This window comes from Deltaproteobacteria bacterium (assembly GCA_035063765.1).
Taxonomy (GTDB): domain Bacteria; phylum Myxococcota_A; class UBA9160; order UBA9160; family PR03; genus CAADGG01.
Map to the genome: position 1 here is coordinate 73,430 of JAPSFT010000007.1, position 20,687 is coordinate 94,116.

Annotated in this window: 23 protein-coding genes; 1 reads left to right on the top strand and 22 read right to left on the bottom strand. The window is 73.8% G+C overall.

What is annotated here, in order from left to right; genetic code table 11:
* Positions 1-124 precede the first annotated feature (124 nt).
* The 4 genes from OZ948_06800 to OZ948_06815 form a co-directional block, all read right to left on the bottom strand.
* A complete protein-coding gene (locus tag OZ948_06800; protein ID MEB2344428.1) occupies positions 125-490 on the bottom strand; it encodes a hypothetical protein in 366 nt (121 codons plus the stop codon).
* Positions 487-864, bottom strand: a complete 378-nt coding sequence (fliS, locus tag OZ948_06805) for a flagellar export chaperone FliS (GenBank protein MEB2344429.1) — start codon at positions 862-864, stop codon at positions 487-489. Before fliS ends, OZ948_06800 begins: the two co-directional genes overlap by 4 nt.
* Positions 864-2,276 carry a flagellar filament capping protein FliD gene (gene fliD, locus OZ948_06810; GenBank protein ID MEB2344430.1) on the bottom strand — a complete coding sequence of 471 codons (1,413 nt, stop codon included), beginning with the start codon at positions 2,274-2,276 and terminating at the stop codon, positions 864-866. Before fliD ends, fliS begins: the two co-directional genes overlap by 1 nt.
* Positions 2,277-2,373: 97 nt before the next feature.
* Positions 2,374-3,201: a flagellin gene (locus OZ948_06815; GenBank protein MEB2344431.1), complete on the bottom strand. Its 828-nt coding sequence runs from the start codon at positions 3,199-3,201 to the stop codon at positions 2,374-2,376.
* Positions 3,202-3,646: 445 nt separating this feature from the next.
* Here OZ948_06815 and OZ948_06820 point away from each other — a divergent pair, with 445 nt between their 5' ends.
* Positions 3,647-4,744 (top strand): GNAT family N-acetyltransferase, encoded by a 1,098-nt coding sequence (locus OZ948_06820; GenBank protein MEB2344432.1) that lies wholly within the window; start codon positions 3,647-3,649, stop codon positions 4,742-4,744.
* Positions 4,745-4,759: 15 nt separating this feature from the next.
* Here OZ948_06820 and fliW read toward each other — a convergent pair whose 3' ends face one another.
* The 18 genes from fliW to fliP all read right to left on the bottom strand — a co-directional run bounded on the left by fliW (position 4,760) and on the right by fliP (position 20,681).
* Positions 4,760-5,218 (bottom strand): flagellar assembly protein FliW, encoded by a 459-nt coding sequence (gene fliW / locus OZ948_06825; protein ID MEB2344433.1) that lies wholly within the window; start codon positions 5,216-5,218, stop codon positions 4,760-4,762.
* Positions 5,215-5,457, bottom strand: coding sequence for a carbon storage regulator CsrA (csrA, locus tag OZ948_06830; protein MEB2344434.1), 243 nt, complete (start codon positions 5,455-5,457; stop codon positions 5,215-5,217). The genes fliW and csrA overlap by 4 nt, the downstream gene beginning before the upstream one ends.
* A gap of 2 nt (positions 5,458-5,459) precedes the next feature.
* A complete protein-coding gene (gene flgL, locus OZ948_06835; GenBank protein MEB2344435.1) occupies positions 5,460-6,404 on the bottom strand; it encodes a flagellar hook-associated protein FlgL in 945 nt (314 codons plus the stop codon).
* A gap of 15 nt (positions 6,405-6,419) precedes the next feature.
* Complete coding sequence (gene flgK, locus OZ948_06840; protein MEB2344436.1) at positions 6,420-7,868, bottom strand: flagellar hook-associated protein FlgK; 1,449 nt, start codon at positions 7,866-7,868, stop codon at positions 6,420-6,422.
* A 2-nt stretch (positions 7,869-7,870) separates the two neighbouring features.
* Positions 7,871-8,380, bottom strand: coding sequence for a flagellar protein FlgN (locus OZ948_06845; protein MEB2344437.1), 510 nt, complete (start codon positions 8,378-8,380; stop codon positions 7,871-7,873).
* A 1-nt stretch (position 8,381) separates the two neighbouring features.
* Positions 8,382-8,711: a hypothetical protein gene (locus OZ948_06850; GenBank protein MEB2344438.1), complete on the bottom strand. Its 330-nt coding sequence runs from the start codon at positions 8,709-8,711 to the stop codon at positions 8,382-8,384.
* Positions 8,711-9,868: a flagellar basal body P-ring protein FlgI gene (locus OZ948_06855; protein MEB2344439.1), complete on the bottom strand. Its 1,158-nt coding sequence runs from the start codon at positions 9,866-9,868 to the stop codon at positions 8,711-8,713. The genes OZ948_06850 and OZ948_06855 overlap by 1 nt, the downstream gene beginning before the upstream one ends.
* The gene (locus OZ948_06860) at positions 9,850-10,620 is read right to left on the bottom strand and encodes a flagellar basal body L-ring protein FlgH (GenBank protein ID MEB2344440.1); all 771 of its coding nucleotides are present in this window, start codon (positions 10,618-10,620) and stop codon (positions 9,850-9,852) included. Before OZ948_06860 ends, OZ948_06855 begins: the two co-directional genes overlap by 19 nt.
* Positions 10,607-11,359: a flagellar basal body P-ring formation chaperone FlgA gene (gene flgA / locus OZ948_06865; GenBank protein MEB2344441.1), complete on the bottom strand. Its 753-nt coding sequence runs from the start codon at positions 11,357-11,359 to the stop codon at positions 10,607-10,609. The genes OZ948_06860 and flgA overlap by 14 nt, the downstream gene beginning before the upstream one ends.
* Entirely contained in the window at positions 11,356-12,144 is a 789-nt protein-coding gene (flgG, locus tag OZ948_06870; GenBank protein MEB2344442.1) for a flagellar basal-body rod protein FlgG, read from the bottom strand. Before flgG ends, flgA begins: the two co-directional genes overlap by 4 nt.
* Positions 12,141-12,878, bottom strand: coding sequence for a flagellar hook basal-body protein (locus OZ948_06875; protein ID MEB2344443.1), 738 nt, complete (start codon positions 12,876-12,878; stop codon positions 12,141-12,143). Before OZ948_06875 ends, flgG begins: the two co-directional genes overlap by 4 nt.
* Before the next feature lie 484 nt (positions 12,879-13,362).
* Positions 13,363-14,184, bottom strand: coding sequence for a P-loop NTPase (locus OZ948_06880; protein ID MEB2344444.1), 822 nt, complete (start codon positions 14,182-14,184; stop codon positions 13,363-13,365).
* Positions 14,181-15,335: a hypothetical protein gene (locus OZ948_06885; protein ID MEB2344445.1), complete on the bottom strand. Its 1,155-nt coding sequence runs from the start codon at positions 15,333-15,335 to the stop codon at positions 14,181-14,183. Before OZ948_06885 ends, OZ948_06880 begins: the two co-directional genes overlap by 4 nt.
* Positions 15,325-17,376 carry a flagellar biosynthesis protein FlhA gene (gene flhA, locus OZ948_06890; protein ID MEB2344446.1) on the bottom strand — a complete coding sequence of 684 codons (2,052 nt, stop codon included), beginning with the start codon at positions 17,374-17,376 and terminating at the stop codon, positions 15,325-15,327. Before flhA ends, OZ948_06885 begins: the two co-directional genes overlap by 11 nt.
* Positions 17,377-17,381: 5 nt before the next feature.
* A complete protein-coding gene (locus tag OZ948_06895; GenBank protein MEB2344447.1) occupies positions 17,382-18,488 on the bottom strand; it encodes a flagellar type III secretion system protein FlhB in 1,107 nt (368 codons plus the stop codon).
* The gene (locus tag OZ948_06900) at positions 18,488-19,255 is read right to left on the bottom strand and encodes a flagellar biosynthetic protein FliR (protein MEB2344448.1); all 768 of its coding nucleotides are present in this window, start codon (positions 19,253-19,255) and stop codon (positions 18,488-18,490) included. Before OZ948_06900 ends, OZ948_06895 begins: the two co-directional genes overlap by 1 nt.
* A 2-nt stretch (positions 19,256-19,257) precedes the next feature.
* Positions 19,258-19,527 carry a flagellar biosynthetic protein FliQ gene (locus OZ948_06905; protein ID MEB2344449.1) on the bottom strand — a complete coding sequence of 90 codons (270 nt, stop codon included), beginning with the start codon at positions 19,525-19,527 and terminating at the stop codon, positions 19,258-19,260.
* Positions 19,524-20,681 carry a flagellar type III secretion system pore protein FliP gene (gene fliP, locus OZ948_06910; GenBank protein ID MEB2344450.1) on the bottom strand — a complete coding sequence of 386 codons (1,158 nt, stop codon included), beginning with the start codon at positions 20,679-20,681 and terminating at the stop codon, positions 19,524-19,526. The genes OZ948_06905 and fliP overlap by 4 nt, the downstream gene beginning before the upstream one ends.
* Positions 20,682-20,687 lie beyond the last annotated feature (6 nt).

The window sequence follows — 20,687 nt, forward strand, 5'->3', positions numbered from 1 at the left end:
GTTCCGGGCGTGGGGAGGGAGGAGACGGAGCGGTGGGAAGCGATGGACCGGGGGCCGTGCAGGATGAAACGGTGACGCTTTCCGGTTGCACGCGAGCCGGACGCAGCGCGGGCGCCGCGACCGCTCAGGCCCGCTCGCTCACGAAGCGCGGCTCCTCGCGGCCGGCACCGCGCGCACGGCGGCCGCTCTCGGCTCCGGCCCGCAGCCGGGTGAGCGCGCGTCCGACGGCGTCGCGCCGCTCCGTCGCCAGCGCGACGAGGCGCGGCAGCCCGGCCTTGGAGCGGACCAGCGCAGCGGCGACCGCAGGTGCCGCGAGGGCCTGCGGATCGAGCGCCACGAGCGCGGCGATCCGTGCCTCTCGCTCGGCACCGAGCGCGAGTGCTCGCTCGACGGTGCCGGTCGCCAACGCCTCGCCCAGCGCGGCATCGAGGGCGAGGAGCGCAGCGGCGGCCGCGGAGGCCGCGTCGACCGCGGGCGTCGCGGCGCTCATCCGCCGAGCTCCGCTACCGGCCGTTCGGCCAGCTCGTGCCAGGCATCGCGCAGCGGCCCCAGCACGGAGGCGGCGGCAGCGAGCTCGACGACTGCATTGCGCTGGTTGGCCTCGAACAACCGCTCGCTTGCGTAGACGTAGAGCTCCTCGAGGCGCGGGGCCAGATCGGCGCCCCGCTCGAAATCGAGGCTGCTGCGCAGCTCGCCGACGATCGCAAGCGCGCGCGAGATCGCCTCACCGCGCTCGCGCACGCGTCCGGCCTCGTGGTGACGGCGGGCCGCCTCCACGTGGCGCAGCGCGGCGTCGTAGAGCTGCGCCAGGAGCGCCACCGGCGATGCGGTTCGCACCTGCATGTCGAGGTACGGGTTCGCCACTAGCCGCTACTCCCGAGGAACCCTGCTGACGCCTGGAGCGTCGAGATCAGCCGCTCGAGCGACGCGAACTGGCGCACCAGCGATTCCTCGCGCCGGCCGAGCCGGTCCTCGAGCCGGTCGATCGCATCCTGGAGCTGATCGACTCGCCGATCGAGCGAGGCGATCCGGCTGGTGACGGCCCCGTCGCCGGTGCGCACGAGCGCGTCGAGCGAGCGGGCCAGGGCGGTGGCGATGCCGTCCGTGGTACCGTCACCCGAGAGCAGCTCCCGCACGCTGTCGGGGTCCTGGTCGAGCGCCTCGCCCAGCCGCGCCCGGTCGAGCGTGAGCTTGCCGCTGCGGTCGAACGCGATGCCCACGGCGCCGAGCGAGGCGAAGCCGTTGCCGGCGAAGGCGCGGGTTCCCTGGAGCACGCCCTGGAGCGTGCGCTCGACGGTGCGCAGCGTGAAGTCGCCGGACAGCGGGCCCGCCTGCTCGTCGGCCCCGACCGTGCCCTGCTTCACGGTGAACTCGCGCACGGCGTTCCAGGCGTCGACCAGGGCTTGGAAGCGGCCCGCGACTGCCTCGTCGTCGCGGCTCACCGTGACGGTGTGCGCATCGGCCGGGTCGAGTGGGTCGTTGACCCGGCGCAGTGCAAGAGACACGCCCGGAAGCGCGTCGCCGATCTCGTTGCCCGCGCGCTCGATCGGCACGCCGAGCACGACGAGCCGGGCGTTCTCCGCTGGGCGCGAGAGCGCGGCGTCGAGGAACGCGGCGCCACCCGGGCCGACCAGCGTCCCGCCCAGCGTGAGGTCGTGGGCGGCCCCGGTCCGGGTGCCGGAGATCACCAGGCGTACCCCGCCAAGGCCGTCGTCGAGCAGGGCGGCACGCAGGTCCCCCTGGTTGCCCGAGTCGCCGTTGATCGCGTCGCGTATGCCGGTGAGCGTGGTATCACCGGCCAACTCGATCTCGAGCGGTGACGCGCCGCCGAAGTCGATCTGGATCGTGTCGCCCGCCCCGCCGACGACGTCGTCGGCACTCGCGAAGGCAGCGCTCACGAGCCTGGCGCTGGTGGCGAGACGCTCGACGCGTACGTCGTAGACGCCGGGCGCCGCGCGGCCGTCGGCGCTGACACCGAGTGCATCGGAGTCCGAGCTCTCGGCCGTGAGGGCAAGCAGCTCCTCTTCGGTGGCTACACTCGCCAGCGTGTCACTTCGGTTGTCGATCGCGCGCGCAGCGTCGCGCAGCGCCAGCAACAGGCCGTTGAACTGACGAAGCAGCCCCTGCTGCGTGCGGACGTCCCCCTGCTGCGCCTCGAGGCGCCGGACCGGCTGCCGCTCGACGTCGAGCAGCGCCTCGATGATCGCCGCCGTGTCGATGCCGGTGGCGAGCCCCCCGAAGCTGAGCCGTCCGCCGCTGACGGGATCGGTCGCCATGACCCTCCTTGGCCCGCGCAGGGGCCCGCCGCGGCGGGTGCCGCGGCGGGCCGGAGGCGTCCGGCCGGCAGCGGCCGACCGGAAGCCTCCGCGAGCGCTAGCCGAGCAGCCGCAGCGCGGCCTGGGTCGAGACGTTCGCCTGGGCGAGCACCGCGACACCGGCCTGCTGGAGCACCTGGTTGCGCGTCATCTCCGCGGTCTCGGAGGCGACGTCGACGTCGCGGATCCGCGACTCGGCGGCCGTCGTGTTCTCCACGGCCACCGCGATCGACCGGATCGCGGACTCGAGCCGGTTCTGTGCAGCACCGAACTGCGCGCGCAGGTTCGACACCGTGTCGATCGCGGAGTCGATCGCGGACAGCGCCGCCTGGGCGCCGCTTGCGCTGGTGATGCTGAGGCCGCTGACACCCACGCCCGACGCGGTGGCGTCCACGCCGGTCACCGTGATGCGATCGTTGGCCGTGTTGTTGGTGCCGATCTGGAAGGTCACCGACACGCTGCTCCCACCGTTCAGGACCTGCGTGCCGTTGAACTCGGTGACCGCCGCGATCCGGCTGATCTCCCCCACCAGCGCCTGGAACTCGTCGTTGAGCGTGGTCCGCTCGCCCGAGCCCAAGGTGCCGTTGGCCGACTGGATCGACAGCTCCCGCAGCCGGATCAGGATCCCGCTGGTCTCGTTGAGCGCACCCTCTGCGATCTGGAGCATCGACACGCCGTCGTTGGCGTTGCGCTGCGCCTGCGAGAGGCTGCGGATCTCGGCGCGGAAGCGCTCCGAGATCGCGAGGCCGGCGGCGTCGTCGCTGGCACGCGTGATGCGAAGACCAGACGACAGGCGCTCGAGCGAGCGGTTCAGGCGGTCGGTCGTGTTGACCAGGTTTCGCTGCGCGTTGACCGACGCAACGTTCGTGTTGACCCGAAGGCCCATTCCCATCTCCTTCCCTGTGTGGACGAGCCGCCCATCCCTGGCGGCCCACCGCGCCGGGCGCCGACCTGGCGTCCGGCACGGACGACCCGGCACGCGCCGGGCCGCCACCGGGGAGTGCAAGGGAGGTGCCAGCGGCCTGGCAGCGCAGCTCGGGCAAACCCCCGAGGCGTCCGCCGCCCGCCGCCACGGCGGGGGATCGCCCGCGAGTTGCGCGCGTGCTGCCCGCGCGCGATCGCTTGCTGCCGGCAGGCGCCGCCGCTCGGCCGCTTGCCGGCTGCAAGGGGGCATTCAAAACGCAAGGTTCGCGCAGCGATGCGGTGACCGCGAAGGCGCCGCGTGCGGCACCCGGTTTGCAGGTCTTCCCGCGCGGACACGCTCGACGATGGGAGCGCCCAGGGGCGAGCGGGACGCAGGAACGCCCCCGAAAGGAGCAGGAGGAGCGGAGATGGGGCGAGCGGCGAGCGAGGGCGTGGAGGCGGCGGCGCGTGCGGGACTGCTGGCCTGGCTCGAGGCGGGGCTGAGGCCGGAGCAACCGGGGGCTCTCGTCGCCGAGCAGCCGCTCGCGTTGGCCCCCGAGCGGGTCGGCGACCACGTCGTCGTCCGCCGCGCCGGCCACTTCGCCGCCCACGCGCTCGCCCGCCTGCTCCCGGTGCGCGTCGCCAACCGGCCCGCGTTGGTGGGCCTCGTCGGGCTGGTCTACACGGATCCGGGCTTTCGCGGCCAGGGACTGGCACGTGCCTGCGTGGCAAGGGCCGCACGGCGGCTCGCCGACGGCGGCGCGCTCGCCGTGCTGCTCTGGACCGATCTCGACGCGCTCTACGCGCCCCTCGGCTTCGGCCGGGCCGGGCGCGAGTGGATCCTCGCCCTCGACCCAGCACGCTGTGCGGCGGCCCGAGGCTTTGCGGACGGCGCAGTGGCGGTCGGCCCGCCTGCGCCCGGCGACTGGCCAGCGCTCGAGCGGCTCTACGACACCCGCCCCACGCGCGCCGAGCGCCCGCCCGGCGCGCTCGCGCGCCTGGCTGCGGCGCCCGACTGCACGACGCGTGTCGCACGCCGCGCGGGTCGCCCCGTCGCCTACGCCTGCGCGGGCCGCGGTGCCGACCTCGGCGGCTGTGTCCACGAATGGGCGGGCGATCCCGACGCCGTGCTCGCCTGCATCGAGGCTCTGGCGAAGGCCGGCGCGCGCCGCTGGCTGTGCGGGCCGGGCGACGACCCCGCCGCCGCCCGGCTACGCGAGGGCGGAGCGGAGGCGAGCCCGGGCGACTTCGCGCTCGCCTGGCTGCCCGATCCGCCGGCCCTCCTTGCGCACGTAGCCGGCGGCGTACCGGCGCTGGCCGGCATCCGATTGCGCGCCGAGGGCACGGGCTACGTCCTCACGGGCGGGCGCGGCGCCGTCGCGCTCTCGGCCGACCAGACACGCGCCTGGCTGCTCGGGCCGGAACGGCCGGCCGCAGCGGCGCGGGCGCTGGTGGCGAACGAGTGGCTGGCACTGCGCGCGCGCCTGCCCTGGCCGCTCGCGCTCTCCGGCTTCGACTCGGTATGAGCAAGCCGCTCGGCGTCAGCCCATGGAGCTGGCCGGAGGCAGCCTGGCCGCGTCGAGCACGCGCGCGCGGGTCGGATGGCCCGGCTCCTCCAGGATCACCTGCGCAGCGAGCCGGGTACCGGGGTGGATCAGGATGGGTGCGGCCAGGTTCAGCGTGACGCCGCCGGTGGAGACGGTGGCAAGCGCCAGCACCTCGAGCTCCCCCGGGTCGCTGGCGCCGAGCGCCCGCAGCGCCTGCGCCGGGATCGCGGGCGCGTAGTCGGGTCGGAAGCGAAACGGGCTCGCGACCACGAACGTGAGCGCCGGGTCGTCTACGCACAGGAGCCAACCGAAGCTCCCGCCGCGGTCGTGGCCGCGCACCAGGAAGCGGCGTGCCGCCGGAAAGCCCGGCAGACCGGGGAAGTGGACCAACTCGTCCTCGCTGGCCTCGATCGTCCCGAACTGCAAGGTCTCGAAGCGCATCCGCCCGCTCACTCGACTCCTCCCCCGGTCCTCACGATCTCGATCACCTCGAGCGGTGCCGACGCGGCGGCGCGGGCCGCCTCGCGATTGGCCTCCTCGATGCGCTCGAAGACCTCCTCGCGGTGCACGGCTACCGCATCCGGCGCCTCGACGCCGATCCGCACGTGCCCAGGCGAAACCGACACCACCGTAACGCGTACGTCGGCTCCGATCCGTAGGCTCTCGCCAGGGCGACGGGTCAGGACCAGCATCGCTAGCGCAGGAAGTCCAGCAGCGAAGGCGTGACGACCCGCGCAGCAGCCTCGAGTGCGGCGGTGAGCGCCGTCTCCTGGCTGACCAGGTCGGAGAGGACACGCAGCGTGTCGGCGTCCTGCGTCACGGAGAGCTGGCGGGTGGTCTCCACGCCGGCGTCGGCCAGGCTGCTCTTGGCGGCATCGAGCCGCGCGCCCTCGGCTCCGACGCGCGCACGCTCGAGCTCGAGCTGGCGTTGCACGCGGTCGAGGTCGTCGAGCGTGGCGGCGACCGCATCGCGGTCGTCGTCGACGAGCGCCTGCCAGAGCGCACCGAGCGTCGCGAAGGCGTCGGCACGGCCCGCATCCGGGACGGTGTCGCCGTCGCCGTCGCCGAGGAAGACGCGGCGACCGTCGAGGGTGACGGCGACGCGTTGACCGGGCGCGACGGCGAGCTCGATCTCGTCGGAACTCCCCGCGAAAGCGACGACCGGCGGGGCTCCGGCGGCGAAGGCGCCCGTGACGGTGAAGGCTGGCGTTGCGTTGGCGGTGCCGGCGAAGACCCAACCGTCGTCGTGGCGGGCATTCGCGGCGCCCGTCAGCTCCTCGAACAACACCTCCACCTCGGCGGCGATCGCGCGGCGAGCCACCGCGTCGAGCGTGCCGTTGGCGCCCTGCACGGCCAGCTCGCGGGCGCGTACGATCGCATCGCTCGCCGAGCCGAGCGCGCTCTCCGCGGCGCGGAGCCGGTCGGTGCCCCGCTCGACGTTGCGCGTGTACTGGAGCTGGGCCGCCTGCTCGGCCCGCAGCACGGCAGCGCGGCTTGCGCCGCTGGGATCGTCGGAGGGCCGGTTGATGCGCAGGTTGCTCGACGCCTGCTCCTGGGTGCGTGCGAGCCGGGCGCGCGCACGCACCACGTCGAAGAGACTGGTGCGCGTGACGATCGATCCCGGGATGCGGACGCTCACGGCGACCTCCTCACGCTACGGACCGACCATGCCGAGCACCGAGTCCAGCAGGCGCGTCAGCGTCTCCACCACGCGCGCGTTGGCCTGGTACGCAGACTCCAGCCGGATCAGCTGCACCATCTCTTCGTCGAGCGACACGGCCGACAGCGCGTCGCGGCGGTTCTCGAGCTGCTGGAGGGCGCGCGTCTGGTCGTCACGGGCCGTAGCGAGGCTGCGGCTCTCGGCCCCGACGCGGCCCACGGTCGCCGCCACGTGTCCGAGCAGCGTGCGCGAGGGGCCGCTGGGCGGGCCGGGCGGATCGCCGGGCAGCGCGATCACCAGTGGCGTCTGGCGCAAGGCAGCCAACGCGAGCGCGTTGCGGTTGTCACCGGGATCGGTGCCCAGGCCGGCGGCGATCGCCTCCGCGCTCGCCGCGACGGCGGGATCCAGCGTGAGGCTGCCGGCTGCGTCCTCGACGGCGGCCGTAGCAGCGAACAGGTTGCCGACCGTACCATCGAGTCCCACGCCCGCGGCGTGCACGCCGTTCACCTGGACGGCCAGGTTGTAGGCCAGCACGTCGAGTTCGCGGACCGCGTCCGCGGCGATCCCGTCGCGTACCGCGAGCCAGCCGCCGAGCTCGCCTTGGCCGAGGTCGGCGGTGAGGTCGGTGAGCGAGCTGCCGTCGTCGAAGAGGATGCGCGAGAAGGACGGCGAGAAGGGATGGGTGGGATCGGGCTCGGCGACCAGCCGGCGGGCGGTGACCCCGTCCACGAGCGGAAGCCCGCTTCCGACCATCACGACGAGCGAGCCGTCGGATTCCTCGAAGGTCGAGACGTCCACCTTCCGCGCGAGGTCGCGCACCAACGCGTCGCGCTGGTCGCGCAGGTCGTTGGCGGGAGCGAAGGCCTCGGCACGGACGATCTCACGGTTCAGACCCGCGATCTCGCGGGCCAGCGACTCGATCTCGCCGAGCGTCTGCACCGCACCGCGGTCCGCCTCGGCCTGGAGCCCGCGCAGCGCGCGGTCGGCGTCGTGGATCGCGTCGAGCAGCAGCCCGGCAGCCGCCCGCACGCCCTCTCGCTCGACCGGGGCGCCCGGGGTGGCGGCGCTCGCCAGGTCGTCGAAGGCATCGAAGAGCGCGCCGAGACGCGCCGCCAGGCCCTCGCCCGACTGCTCGTTCCAGACCTCCTCCACCCGTGCCAGCGCATCCGCCTCGATGCCGAGCGCCGCACCACGCGCGTCCTCGTCGGCAAGCTGGCGCAGCAGCAGCGGGTCCGCGAGCCGCTCGATCGAGAGCTGCTCTACGCCGGTCCCGATCGCGCCACTACCCGATTCGATCGGATCACCGGCCGCCAGGACCTGGCGCTGGCGCGAGTAGCCCGGCGTCTCGACGTTGGCGATGTTGTGTGACACCACGCGGACGCCGCTCTGCGTCACCGCGAGACCGCGGCTCGCTACGTCGAGGATGCCGAAGAGGCCCGACACGCCTAGGCCACCCGCTCGACCAGCCGGCCGGGCCCGCCCGCCGCCGCACGCGCGCCGGCCGGGGTATAGACCGGCTCGCAGGGCAGCAGTCGGCCCAACGAGGCGAGCGTCTCGCGCACGTGGGCGAGGCTCTCGCGCGCGAAGCCGGCGTTCGCGTCCACCAGCTCACCCACTGCCGCCAGCAGTGCGACCAGGCGCGAGTGCCGCTCGCGCAGCGCGGCACCCACCCTGCCGAGCCGCTCGCATAGCGCCGACAGCGTCGGCGCCGCCGCCAAGCCGAGTGCTGCGGCCAGCTCGTCCGCGACGGCACGGCGGGTTTCCTCGAGCAGCGCCGCCTCGTCGGCGAGCGCCTCCTTGGCGGCGACCACCGCCTCGAGACCCTCGGCGTCGAGCATCACCATGCAGTCACGCTCGCGTTGGAGGGCGTCGCGCAGCTCCACGTACAGTCGCTCCTCGGCCGCCAGGACGGCCTCGAGCCGTGCCACGATCGGCGCAAGGGGAATCGGACTCATCTCACTCCTCCTTCCCGGACGACCCCGTGCCGGGACGCTCGCGTGAGCCCGCGGTCACCGCCTCGCCGTCGGCCACGTCCGCGACTGCCCGCGCCAGGCCGAGACCGCCGCGCTCTGCCGCGAGCCGCGCCACCTCGGCGGCAAAGAGCTGGCGCGAGAGCGTGCCGCCGGGGCTGCCTCCACCCAGCGAACCCTTCGCGAAGAGCGGGCGAGTGACCGGCTCGAGCAGCCGCTCGAGCACGAGCGCCTCGAAGCGGCGCGCGACCTCGGGGGCGCTTGCCGGCGCCGCAGCACTCGCACGCACGTGCGGAGCCAGCGCATCCATCCGCATCACAGGATCCCCAGCTCGGCCTGCAGCGCACCCGCCGCCTGGATCGCCTGCAGGATCGCGATCAGGTCGCGGGGCGTCACACCGAGCGCGTTGAGGCCGCGAACCAGCTCGTCCACCGTGACGCGCCCGCCGACGAGCGCGAGCTGGCCGGGTTCCTCGGTCGCCACGACGTCGGAGTTGTCGAAGACCACCGTGTCGCCCTCACCGAACGGACTCGGTTGCGACACGTCACGCGTAACGGCGATCGACACCGAGAGGTTTCCGTGTGCCACTGCCACCCGACTGATCGCCACCTCGGCGCCCATCACGACGGTTCCCGTGCGTTCGTTCAGGACGATGCGAGCCGCGCGATCCGCCTCCACCTCGAGCGACTCGACCGACGCCAGGAATCCGACTACGTCACCCTCCCATCCCGGTGCCACATCGACCTCGAGCGTGCCGGCATCGCGAGCACGCGCCACGGCGCTGCCGAAGCGCGCGTTGATGCGCTCGGCCATCCGGCGCGCGGTCGTGAAGTCCGCGCGCTTGAGCGCCACCTCGAAGCGCGACTTGCCATCGATCCGGTATTCCAACTCCCTTTCGACCGTGGCACCGCTGGCGATCCGGCCAACGGTCGGGTGGTTCTTCTGCACGCTGCTCCCCCCGCTCCCGCCGCCGGCCGTGAACCCGCCGACCGAGATCGGGCCCTGGGCGATCGCATAGACCTCGCCGTCGGAGCCGTAGAGCGGGGTCATCAGCAGCGTGCCTCCCTCGAGGCTCGTGGCGTCACCGACCGACGAGATCACGGCGTCGAGCGTCGAGCCGGTCCGTGCGAATGGATGTAGCTGTGTGGTGACCATGACGGCCGCCACGTTCTTGACCTTCACGAGGTCGGACTCGACGCCGATGCCCATGCGCCCGAGCAGGCTCGTCAGCGAGCGGACCGTGAACTCGGTGCGCTCCTTGTCCCCGGTGCCGTTCAGGCCGACGACCAGGCCATAGCCGATGATCTGGTTCTCGCGGACGCCCTTCACGGACGCCAGGTCCTTGACCCGCCCCGCCTCGGCCGGACCGGCCGGCGCGGCCACGACGAGCGCGCCGGCCGCGAGCACGGCCAGCAGCGCGCCCGCTCGGCACGCTCGCGTCCGCCGACGCGCGCTCAGAACGGCGCCGTCCATCCAAGGAGCCTCGCCAGCCACCCGGGCCGCTGCTTGTCGTCGATCACGCCGAGCCCGTCGATCGTGATCCGCGCGTCTGCCAGCGCGGTGGACGGAACCACGTTGTCGATCCCGATGTCCGCGCGGCGCACCAGTCCCTCGACGGTCAGGTACTGGAGCTCGTGGTTCACCACCGTCGCGCGCCGGCCTCGCACGTGGAGGACGTCGCCGGGCAGCACCGCCATCACGCGACAGGTGATCACGGCGTCGAAGCGTCCGCCGCGCGACGTCGTGCCGCTGCCGTCGAACTCGTTCTTCGTGCCGCCTTCGGCGATGTTCAGCTCGGTGCCGGGCGGTACGTCGCGGCTCTCGGCGTTCAGGAGCAGGTCCAGGATCTCGCTTACCGGCTTGGCGATGAGGTCCTGGAGCCCGATGTCGGAGGCGATCGTCGCCGACACGTTGGCATCGCTCTCGACGTTGGTGGCTGCATCGCTGGTGGCGCGGGTGCGCTCGGACACCACCACGGTCACGAGATCTCCGACGCCGCGCGCCTTGCGGTCGAAGGAGAGGAACGAGCCCGAGGCGAAGTAGCCCGGGTAGATCGCGCCCTCGGTGGGCGCCGGGACCGGCGGCACCGCGATCGGCTCGTAGTCGAACGGCTGGCGCGCCTCGCGAAGCGCGGTCTCGACGCAGCCGGCCCCCGCCAGCGCCGCTGCCGCGAGCGCCGCCGCCCCGCGCCGGGCCCGGTTCCGGGACCGGTCAGAACGCGACATGCACGCTCCCGTCCGCGGCCACCCGTCCGCGCAGCTCGCGGTGCGAAGCAGGGTTCTGCACGCGCACCAGCTCGCCCACTCCACCGTCGTCACGCGCGATGCCGGTGGCGTCGATGCGCAGGCCTCCCTGCTCGTAGCGCAGTCGGACCGGCTGGCCGCGGGTCACGACCGGCACCGCCTCCACCCAGTCCTCGCGCCAGAGGGCGCCGTTCGGCACCCTCCGTCGCGTACGCTTGCCGACGAGCGCTGTCGCCTCGACCGGCGTGCCGGCGCGCTCGCCGGCTTCCAGCGGCCGGCGCTCGAGGTCGTCCTTCGTGACGATCTCGCCGCGTTCGAGCGTGCGCGCCGCCACGAGCCGCTCCGCGAGGACATCCACGATCACGTCGACGCGCCCCTGCGCGAGCTCTCGGCCGTCGCGACGTAGCGTCACCGTGAGCGGCACGCGCCCGCGCAGCAGGCCGTCGCCCGGCGCCTCGATCTGGACCGCGACGCCCTCGGGAGCGAGCCCCGGCGGCGCGAAGTCGGAGAACGGCGGCAACGCCACGTGCACCGGCTCGTCCGGCAGATGTGCGAGGACCCACGCCTCGATGTGCCCCCGCAGCCATGCCGGCGGCTCGCGATCGGTGGTCCCGGCGACCGGTGCGGCCACGGCCGGCGCATCGGCTGCACGGCCGGGCGCAGCAAGCGCGAACGCCGCCAGCGCGAGCGCAAACGCGAACGCGCGACCCCGCGCGCTCATCGGTAGAGCGCCCCGATGGTCTGCAGCATCTCGTCGCCTGCCTGGATCGCACGTGCGTTCAACTCGAAGGCGCGCTGCGTAAGGATCATGTTCACCAGCTCCTCGGCCACGTTGACGTTGGCGTTCTCGAGGAAGCCCTGCGCCAGCGAGCCGAACCCCTGCTCGTCCGGCGTACCGGTCTGCGCGTCTCCCGATGCCTCCGTCGGCACGAAGGCGTTGCCACCGATCGCCCGCAGGCCCGCCGGATTGGCGAAGCGGGCCAGCTCGACCTGGCCGGCATCGGTCGGCGCCGCCGCACCCGGCTGGAGGATCGACACCGTGCCGTCGCGCAGGATCGTGACCTGGATCGCGTCGAGCGGGATCTGGATGTTCGGAACCAGCAGGAAGCCCTCGGTCGTGACCACGTTCCCGTCGCGGTCACGCGAAAAGGTGCCGTCGCGGGTGTAGATCGTCTCGCCGTCGGGCCGCTCGACCTGGAAGAAGCCCTCGCCTTCGACGGCGAGGTCGAGGTCGCGGCCGGTGCTCACGAACTCGCCCTGGCCCATCTGCTTGCCGATCGCGGCGAGCTTGACCCCGTTGCCGATCTGCACGCCGGAGGGAAGCGCAGCGCCGCTTGCGGCCAGGGCGCCCGGCGCGCGCAGCGTCTCGTAGAAGAGGTCCTGGAACTCGGCGCGCGACTTCTTGTACCCCGTGGTGTTCACGTTGGCGAGGTTGTTCGAGATCGCGTCGAGGCGTGTCTGTTGGGCGGACATGCCGGTGGCGGCGGTGAAGAGGGCACGCATCAGCTCATCTCCTGGATCAGGCGGCCGGTAGCCTGGTCGTCGGCCTGCATCGCGCGCAGCGAGATCTCGAAGGCGCGCTGCAGGAAGACGAGACTTGCGAGCTGCTCGGCCGGCCGGACGTTGGACCGCTCGAGGGCGCCGGGCGCAACCTGCGGATCCTCGACCGGGATCGCGGCCGCGTCGGGTGCGGCACGCAGCAGCCCAGCGCCGTCGGCGGCGAGCGCCGCGGGATCGTCGAAGGTCACGACCTGGAGCCGGCCCACGACCGCACCCGTGCCGTCCACGACGGCGCCGCCGCCGCGGATCGAGACGGGGCCCTGATCGGCGACGATCGGTCCAGCCTCGCCGCGCACCGGGTGGCCGGCGGCGGTGACCAGCGTGCCGTCCGTGCCGATCGCGAAGGCTCCGGCGCGCGTATAGCGCGGGCCGGCCGGCGTCTCGATCGCGAAGAAGCCGTCTCCGTCGATGGCCGCGTCGAGCGCTCCGCCGGTGGTCGCGACCGGGCCACGCGCGAGGTCGAGCGCAGTTGGAGCGACGGTGGGGAACACACGGCCGGCGGCACCGCGCGCATGGCCCGCACCGACATCGCGGATGCCGGTCTCGAGCAGCGTCGCGAACGATACGCGGCCCGTCTTGAAGCCATCGGTGTCGGCGTTCGCCAGGTTGTTGGCGACGACGTCGAGCTCGCGCACGCGCGCGAGCGCGCCCGCGAGCCCCACCCACATGCCGCTGGCCATCCTCTCTCCTTCCCGGCCGGCACGGACGCCGGCGCCCTACCGGAAAGCAAGCGACGTGCCAGGGCGACGCCCGACGCCTGATCCGTCGGCCTCTCGCGCAGTTGCAGCCGGCCGTGGGCACCGGAGCTGCGTCGCGGGTCGGCAAATCCTTCCCAGGCTGGCAGACCCGCATTGCAGCCTGAACGGGCGGCGTGCACGGGGGGCGCCGCCACGGCCGCGCGGACTCCCGGTGGCTCGCGCTGCGGGCCGGCCGCGCCTCATACGCGCACGTCCAGATGTTGGCCCTTGCCCGGCTCGGTGCTGCCGTCGGGCGATGCCTCGTCCGCCGGGAGCTCGGACGTCGGCGGCGCGCGCCGCGAATCCGGTGGGTCGCGGCGCGGACCAGGCTCGCGGCGGCGCGCCCGCGGCCCGGCAGGTTCGTCCGGAGCGACCCGCGGCACGTCGGCGGGCGGTGCGACCGGCGGCGTGCGGCCGATCGACTCGCTCACGGCGCTGCGGCTCCGTCGCCCCCACGCGCGTCTGCTGCAGCCTGCGCTCCGGCCGTGGCGCGCGCGTCGGCGAGTAGCCGCTCGGCAAGCGCGGTCAGGTGCCGAGCCGCGCGGCTGCGCGGGAACAGCTCGACCACCGCGCGCTGGCGCGCCACCGCCTCGGCGACCCGCGGGTCGTGCGGTAGCCAGCCGAACCAGCCGAGCTCGAGATCGAGAAAGCGCGCCGCCAGGCGCGCGAGCCGCTCGTGCACGGCGCGCGCCTCGCACTCGCCGCTGGCCTCGTTCACGAGCAGCGCCGCCGGCGCCGGCCCGGCCTCACGCGTGAGCACCTTCAGGGTCGCATAGGCATCGGCGAGGCTGGTCGGCTCGGGCGTCGCCACCAGCAGCCGCCGTGCGCAAGCACCCGCGAGCGCGACGACGGCGGGACCGACCCCGCTCGCGGCGTCGATCAGCGCGAGGTCGTAGCCTCTGGCGAGCCGGCCGAGCGCGGCGGCGAGCGGCGCGAGTGCGCGGGCCGGCAGCGCCGCGAGGTCGGCCCGGCCGGCGGCAGCGGGCAGCACCGCCACACCCGACGGGCCCGCAGCCAGCGCGGCGTCCAGCGGACAGCGCCCCGCGGCGACGTCGGCGAGCGTGGGCCCCGGTACCATGCCGAGCAGGACGTCGACCTTGGCCAGCCCGAGATCGCCGTCCACCAGCAGCGCGCGCGCGCCGCGGCGTGCCGCCGCGATCGCGAGGTTCGCGGCCAGGTTGGTCTTGCCGACCCCGCCCTTGCCGCTCACCACGGACACCAGCGGCGCCGCCCCGCACAGCGGAGTCACGCCGCGGCTCCCAGCAACTGCTGCGCGAGCGCTTGCGGTTCCGGCAGCGCCAGGTCTTCGGGAACGCGACGGCCGGTGCCGAGCCAGGCGAGCGGTGGCGTTCGCTCGTCGAGCAGCAGGCTCGCAAGCTCACCCAGTCGGTCACTGTCGTCGAGCCGGGTCACGACGAGCGCGTCGGGCCCGAGCGGTGCGAAGCGACGCAGCTCCTCGTGCATCGCGTCCAGGCGCGTGGTCGCCGACACCACGAGATGGACACGGCCCCGCGGGCCGAGCGCTCTTCGCAGCCGGACCAGCTCGCTAAGAGCGGCGCCGTCGCTCCGGCCGTTGCCCGCGGTGTCGACGAGCACGCGACGCCCAGCGCCGCGAGTGAGCTCGCCGAGCAGCCGCTCCGGCGAGGGTGCGGTCGCGAAGGGGATGCCGTGCTCGCGCGCGAGGCGTCGCAGCACCTCGCAGCCGCCGGCGCGATGCACGTCGGTGGAGCACAGCGCGAGGCGATCGCGGCCGGCGCTGCGGCCGGCGAGCTTCGCCACCGTCGTGGTCTTGCCGACACCAGCAGCGCCGACGAAGAGCGACACCACCGCCGGGTCGTCCTCGCGTGGCACGAGAAGCCGCGCATCGAGCCGCCCCGCGAGCACGGCAGGCAACGCGGCGCGCGGATCGCCCCCGCCGGCGGCCGCTGCCTCTTCGGCCAGCGCGCGCGCCTGGCGCGGCGCGAAGCCGCCCGCCACCAGGCGGCGGGCCAACGGGTCGCGCACGCGTTCGCCCCGCGCCGCCAGTTCCTCCACGGCCTGGCGCAGCTCGGCGATCTCGGCAGCGAACCCGCCCGGGAGCGCACGGGACTGCTGCGCCTCGAGGTCGCGGCGCAGCGCGCGCAGCTCGGCCTCGAGCGGGTCGAGCAGCGCCTGGGTCAGCACGAGCGGCTGCCAGGAGGGATGCGCCTCCACCGGTGCAGGCGCCGGCGCGGACGGCCGCCGGTGCTCGCGATCGACCGCCGCAACCAGCTCGACCATCGGCCGCCCGAGCCAGCCGAACAAGCCGGCGTCGCGGCGCACGCGCCGGGTCGAGAGCACCAGGGCGTCCGGGCCGAGCTCCTCCTTGACCTGCGCGACCGCCTCCTCGAGCGTCGCCGCGACGAAGCGCTTAATGTGCATCGCTGAGCTCCACCACACCCTCGCCCGCCACCCGCAGCTCCGGAGGCAGCTCGTTGTGCGAGAGCACGGCGGTCCGGGCATCGAGCCGCGCGACGAGCTGGCGCAGCGGACCGCGCAGCGCCGGTGCGGCCAACAGCACGAGCGGCCGCTCGCGCCCACCCGCGCGGGTAAGCGCTGCCTCGAGGCCGCGCACCAGGCGCTCGAGCGTGGGCGCGTCGAGGGAGAAGAACGCACCCTGGTCGGTGCGTTGTACCGCACCACGCAGCCGCTCGTCGAGCCCGGGCTCGAGCGTCCAGACGCGAAGCACGCCGTCGCCGTCGAGGTGAGGCCGCGCGATCGTCCGCGCCAGTCGCTGGCGCACCAGCTCCGTCAACTGGTCCACGTCCTGCACCCGCGGCACGTGCTCGGCGAGCGTCTCGAGGATCGTCTCGAGATCGCGGATCGAGACCCGTTCGGCAAGCAACTGGCGCAGCGTGCGGTGCAGCGTCGAGAGCGGGACGATCGCCGGCACGATCTCGTCGACGAGCTTCGGCGCCTGCTCGGCGAGCCGGTCGAGCAGCTCACGCACGTGACGGCGCGTCAGCAGCTCGGCCGCCTGGCCGCGGATCACCTCCGCGAGATGGGTCGCGAGCGCGGTTGCCGGGTCGACGACCGCCCAGCCCGCGGCAGCGGCACGCTCACGATCGCGCGCGCGCACCCAGCGCGCCGGCAGCCCGAAGGCGGGATCCCGGGTGGGATCGCCGGGCACCGGAGGCGCATCGGGGCCGGGTTGGAGCGCGAGCCAGCGGCCGGCCGGGAGCTGGCCTGCCGCGACCGGATTGCCCCGCAACAGGACCGAGTAGTGATCGGCGCCGAGCTGGACGTTGTCGCGGACGTGCACGAGCGGCACGACGAAGCCGAGCTCGCCGGCGAGCTGGCGCCGCAAGGCCTTGATGCGGCCGAGGAGCTCGCCGCCGCGCGCGGGATCCGCGAGCGGCACGAGCTGGTAGCCGAGCTCGAGCTCGAGCTCGTCGACACCGAGTGCAGCACGCACCTGTGCCTCGGGATCGATCGCAGCCGCGGCCGGCGACGGCGGCGGAGCCGACTCCGGTGCTCCACCCAGGCGATCGCGCATGCGCCAGGCGAGCGCCCCCGCACCGACCGCCAGCGTGGCGAAGGGCAGGAACGGGAGCCCCGGCACGAGCGCCAGCGTCCCCAGCATGCCGGCGGCAAGGGCGAGCGGGCGCGGCTGGAGCACGAGCTGGTCGCGCAGCTCCTCGGCAAGCGGGGCGCCACCGGCGGCGCGGCTCACCACGACCCCCGCCGCTGTCGACACCACGAGCGCCGGAATCTGACTCACCAGCCCGTCGCCGACGGTCAGGATCGTGTAGGTAGTGGCCGCCTCGACGAGCGGCATGCCCTCCTGGAACACGCCGATCGCGAGCCCACCCACCACGTTGACGACCAGGATCACGAGCCCAGCGATCGCGTCACCACGCACGAACTTGCTGGCACCGTCCATCGCGCCGTAGAAGTCCGTCTCGCGCTGCAGCTCGACGCGGCGGCGGCGGGCGGTCTGGTCGTCGATCACGCCGTGGTTGAGATCTGCGTCGACGGCCATCTGCTTGCCCGGTAGCGCGTCGAGCGTGAAGCGAGCGGCCACCTCGGCGATCCGGCCGGCGCCCTTCGTGATCACGACGAAGTTGATGACCAGGAAGATCGCGAAGAGCGCGAACCCGACCAGGAAGCTGCCGCCCACCGCGAAGGCGCCGAAGGCCTGGATCAGGTGTCCGGCAGCCTCGGGCCCCTCCGCCCCGTGCAGCAGGATGAGCCGCGTGCTCGCCACGTTCAGCCCGAGACGAAGCAGTGTCACGATCAGAAGCAGGGAGGGAAACACCGAGAAGTCGAGTGGACGATCGGTATAGAGCGCGACCAACAGCACCAGGAGCGACACCGTGAACGAGACCGACAGCAGCAGGTCGAGTAGCGCTGGCGGCAGCGGCACCGCCATCATGGCCAGGATCCAGAAGAACGCCGCTGCCAGCAGCGTGTCGGCGCCCATCCACCTCACGGTGCGCTCCTCGCTCCGGACGCGACGCCCCAGCTCGCTGCGCGAGTACGGTCGAGCCGGTACACGTAGGCCAGCACTTCGGCGATCGCCTCGTAGAGCGCCACCGGGATCTCGGCCCCGGCCTTCACACTGCGGTAGATCAGGCGTGCGAGCGGCGGATCCTCGACGATCGGGATCTCGTGCGCGCGGGCGATCTCGAGGATGCGCAGCGCCAGCCGGCCGCGGCCCTTGGCCAGAACGGTAGGCGCAGCCATTCGAGCCCGATCGTAGGCGAGTGCCACCGCAAAGTGTGTCGGATTGCGCACCACGACGTCGGCGCGACCCACCTCGGCCAGCAGGCGCTGGCGGGTGAGCTCGCGCGCCGCCTGGCGCATGCGCGCGCGCATATGGGGATTGCCCTCGCGCTGGAGCGCCTCCTCGCGCACCTCCTGGCGCGTCATGCGCAGCCGGTGCCGATGGCGATGGCGCGTCCAGGCGACGTCGAGCACCGCGATCACGGCGAGTACCGCCAGCACCGGGAGCGCGAGCGCCCAGGCGAGGCGGTGCAGGGTGGCGGCCGCGGCAGAGGGCTCGGCGCCCGCCAGCGCTAGCACCTCGTCGAGGCGGGGGAGAAGCACAGTGCGCGCCACCGCGAGCAGCACGGCCAGCTTGACGAGCGCCTTGACCAGGTCGACGAGCCGCTCGACCGACACCAGCCGCTGGAGCCCCGTCACGGGGTTCATCCGGTCCCAGCGCAGGGAGAGAGCCTCGCTCGCGAAGAGCGGCCCCACCTGGACCAACGCGCCGAGCGCAGCCACCACGAGCAGGGCAGCGAGCAGCGGGGCCAGCAGGCGGCCGGTGGCGAGACCGTACGCCAGCGTGAGCGCGTGGAAGTCCCCCAGCGTTCCGGGGTGGACGAGCTGTCCGCTCCAGGCGCTGCGCGCGTGGGCCGCGATCCCCTCGACGAGGGCCGCGCCGGGCGTCCCGAGCAGCAACACCAGCGCCGTCGCCAGCCCGAAGAGCGCGCCGACGTCGCGGCTGGACGGCACCTGCCCGCGGCGGCGTGCGTCCTCGAGACGCCTGGGCGTCGCCGGCTCGGTCCGCTCGGCGCCGGGCTCCGCCACTAGCTGGCCCCCACCAGCGCGGCGCTACGCCCGCTCCAGCCGGCCAGCAACCCGGCGAGAGCGTCGACGAGCGTCGTCGCGCCGAGCGCCAGCAGCGCCAGCAGCAGGAGCACGTGCGCCGGTAGCTGGAGCGCCATCAGGTTCACCTCCGGCAGCGCACGGCCGACGAAGCCGAGCACGAGGTTGGCGAGCAGCATCGCCACGGTGACCGGCGCGGCGAGCTGGACCGCGATGCGGAACAGCTCGGCGCCGAGCGTCGCCAGCGCCAGGAACGAGGTCTGCCCGGGTGCACCGCCGCCGATCGGCAGCGATGCAAAGGAGCCCACCAGCGCGCGGAGGAGCGACTCCGGCCCACCGATCGCGAGCCACACCAGCGTCGCCACCGCCTCGAGCACGGCAGAGAACGCCAGCGTCGAGGCCGCGCTCGCGGGATCCAGGACCGAGGCGGCGCCGAGCCCGCCCTGCACCGAGGCGAAGCCGCCGACCAGGCCGATCGCATCGAACACGAGCCGTGCGCCGAAGCCGAGCACGGCCCCGATCGCGAGTTCCCCCCCGGCGAGCGCTGCGAGCCACAGGGCCGAGGGGTCCGGCGGTGCGGCGGACGGCGGCAGCACCGGCGCGAGTGCGGTCGCGACCGCCACGGCCAGCCCGGCGCGCACCCGCAGCGGCACGGCGGGATGGCCGAGCACCGGCGCCGTCGCACAGAGCGCCACGACCCGTGCGCAGGCGGCCAGCCAGACGATCAGCAGCTCCGGCCCGGGCACCACGGCTAGAGGCCTCCTCGCGCCGCGATCTCGAAGGCGCGGGCCGCGAACTCCGCGATGGTGCCCATGATCCATGGGAAGAGCAGCGAGAAGAGCACCAGCGCCGCCACGATCTTCGGCACGAAGGTGAGCGTCTGGTCGTTGATCTGGGTCGCGGTCTGGAGCACCGAGAGCAGGAGGCCCACCGCGAGCACGCCGAGCAGGACCGGCGCCGTCACCAGCAGGCTGGTGCGGATCGTCTCCTGGAGCAGCGCCGTGGCGACTTCGAGCGTCATCCGCCGAGTCCGCCACCAAACCCGCGCACCAGCGATCCGACGATCAGGTTCCAGCCGTCGACGAGCACGAACAGCATCAGCTTGAACGGGAGGGAGACGATCATTGGTGGCAGAACGATCATCTGCATCGAGATCAGCAGCGACGCGATCACCAGGTCGATGACCAGGAACGGCAGGAAGATCGAGAATCCGATCTCGAAGGCGGTGCGCAGCTCGCTGATCAGGTAGGCTGGCAGCAACGTGAAGAGCGGAACCACCTCCGGCGTCTCGGGAGCGGGCGCGCCGGCGATCTCGACGAAGAGCGCCAGGTCCTTCTCACGGGTGTGCTCGAGCAGGAATCCGCGCAAGAGGTCACCCGTGCGGGTGGCAGCCTCCTCGGGCAGGATCGCGCGCGCTACGTAGGGGTCGAGGGCCTGCGACTTGATGCGGGTGCCGAGCGGCGCCATCACGAAGCAGGTGATCGCGAGCGCGAGCCCGATCAGCACCTGGTTCGGCGGGAGTTGCTGCACGCCGAGCGCCTGGCGCAGCAGTGCCAGCACGATCACGACGCGGGTGAAGCAGGTCGCCATCAGCAGCACCGAGGGCGCGACCGAGAGCAGCGTGAGCAGCGCGACGATCTCGAGCGTACCGGAGATGCGCTCCGGCGCCGCGGCCGCGCCGAGGTCCACGGCGAGCCCCGGGCCGGCCACCGCAGCGGCGGGATCGACGGCCGCGAGTGCCGGCAGAGCGGCCAGCACCACGAGCACAGCGCCGCCGGCTGCGAGCACGCGCGCAATGCGGCGGCGCAGCCCGGCCTGGGTCTGGGGTGCTGCGCTGGAGGCGTGCTCCGCGTCGCCGGCTGCCGCGGCCGCGAAGATCGTCCCTGCGTCGGGCCCGCCCGCCCGCGTGGACGCGGGCCCGCTCGCGGGCGCCGTCGCCCGCACCGGGAGCCGGCGCAGCAGGCGCACGGCGGAGTCCGTGGCGCCGAGCAGCAGCCGTTCGCCGTCGACCTCGACCACGTGTAGGCGCTGGCGCGGCCCGAGCGCGCAGCTCGCCTCGATGCGTAGCCGCACGCCGCCCCCTCCGAGGCGCCGGGCGAGCCCCGGGCGCAGCGCGAGGCGCAGGAGCGCCAGCACCGCCAGCACGACGCCGAGCGCGAAGACCGGTTGCAGCACCGTCGC